This window comes from Mycobacterium sp. E735 (genome assembly GCF_001666955.1).
Classification (GTDB): Bacteria; Actinomycetota; Actinomycetes; order Mycobacteriales; family Mycobacteriaceae; genus Mycobacterium.
The window spans coordinates 1-698 of the sequence record NZ_LZIX01000240.1 but is presented as its reverse complement, the minus strand read 5'-3'; the positions used below and the strand labels follow the sequence as shown (position 1 = coordinate 698).

Here is a 698-nt window from a genome sequence, read left to right as displayed (position 1 = left end):
ACACGACGACGGCCGGGTGGCCTCTCCAACCCGAACCCGACAGCTGACCTCGCAGGCGCGTGACGAGAGAGGATTTTTCACGGCCTATGAGTGGACGTCACCGTAAGCCCAGCACGTCAAACATCAGCGTCGCCAAGATCGCCGTCACCGGCGCGGTCCTCGGTGGCGGCAGCATCGCCCTGGCCGGCCAGGCGGCCGCTGCCACCGACGGCGAGTGGGACCAGGTAGCCCGGTGCGAATCCGGCGGCAACTGGGCGATCAATACCGGCAACGGCTACCACGGTGGCGTGCAGTTCAGCTCGAGCACTTGGGCTTCGCACGGCGGTGGCCAGTACGCGCCGTCGGCCGAACTGGCCACCAAAGAGCAGCAGATCGCCGTCGCCGAGCGCGTGCTGGCCACCCAGGGCCGCGGTGCCTGGCCCGTGTGCGGTGGCCCGCTGTCCGGCCCGTCCCCGCGCGAGGTTCCCGCGCCGGCCGGCCTGGACGCTCCGCTTGATGCGCCCGGAATCAACGGCCAGCCGGCGCCCCTGGCTCCCCCGCCCGCCGACGCGCCCCCGCCGCCCCCGCCGCCGGTGCAGCTGACCGGTTTCGACCAGCCAGAGCTGCGGCCGACGCCTTGCCGCCGGCGCCCCCGGCCGCCGCCTGCCCCGGCGCCCCCGGCAGACGCCGTACCGCCGGCACCCCCGGCCGACGCCGTG

The 698-nt window shown here is 74.5% G+C and carries 1 protein-coding gene and 1 riboswitch; the gene reads left to right on the top strand.

Annotation, left to right across the window (positions count from 1 at the left end; genetic code table 11):
* A riboswitch (cyclic di-AMP (ydaO/yuaA leader) is annotated at window positions 1–74 on the top strand. This riboswitch is flagged as partial in the annotation.
* Between the two features lie 12 nt (window positions 75–86).
* The coding region (locus A5704_RS19390; protein ID WP_067890543.1) for a transglycosylase family protein at window positions 87–698 on the top strand (612 nt) is incomplete at its 3' end.